This window comes from Microvirga sp. P4_G7, assembly GCF_056401005.1.
This window is the reverse complement of record NZ_JBFUKD010001125.1, coordinates 1-641: the sequence shown is the minus strand read 5'-3', so window position 1 is coordinate 641 and position 641 is coordinate 1. Positions and strand designations below refer to the sequence as shown.

Here is a 641-nt window from a genome sequence, read left to right as displayed (position 1 = left end):
AGCCTCGCCATGTCGAGGAGATAGGCCAATAGGTCGAGCTTTGCCTGTCGGGCGAGAGACGAGAGTTCCGTCGCGAACTCGCCGATATAGCGCGCGGTCTCCCGCGGATCCTCGGCCAACGCAGACGACTTGTAGTTGCGAAATTGCTGAGCCGGAGCATGGGGTGGGCGCTCAAGGCGTTTGGGCATGACAGATCAGGGGTTATCCAACCTCGGGACCCTAGATAGCACTACAACCAAAGTTAATACAATAACGTATACATAACTACAGATTGCAAAATGAGATCAGTGCAAGATGGTCATCATGATCGGCATCGTGGCCATCGCGAGAAGCGTCTGTAGCGTCAGGATTTCCGCCATCAGCCCGGCATTTCCGCCGAGTTGTCGCGCCAGGACGTAAGCTGCGCTCGCCGAGGGAACGGACGCCGCGATCACAGTCGTGGTGACATCGGAGCCGGTGACGCCGAGAAGCTTCGCCAATGCCACGGCGATGCACGGCATGACGAGTAGCTTGAGCGCGCTCGCGATCATGTGCGGCGCCTTAGGTCTGGCGAGGCGGCGTATGTCCAGCCCCGCTCCGACGACGAGAAGACCTGCTGCGAGCGCTGCGCCGGCAAGAGCATCGAGAAATGTGTTGATCGG

General features: G+C 59.3%; 1 protein-coding gene and 1 pseudogene. Both read right to left on the bottom strand.

Going from position 1 to position 641, the window contains the following annotated elements:
* A pseudogene (locus tag AC1DT3_RS23435) lies at positions 1–188 on the bottom strand (hypothetical protein); the annotation flags it as partial.
* A 96-nt stretch (positions 189–284) separates the two neighbouring features.
* The coding region (locus AC1DT3_RS23430) for an AEC family transporter (protein ID WP_477467545.1) at positions 285–641 on the bottom strand (357 nt) is incomplete at its 5' end.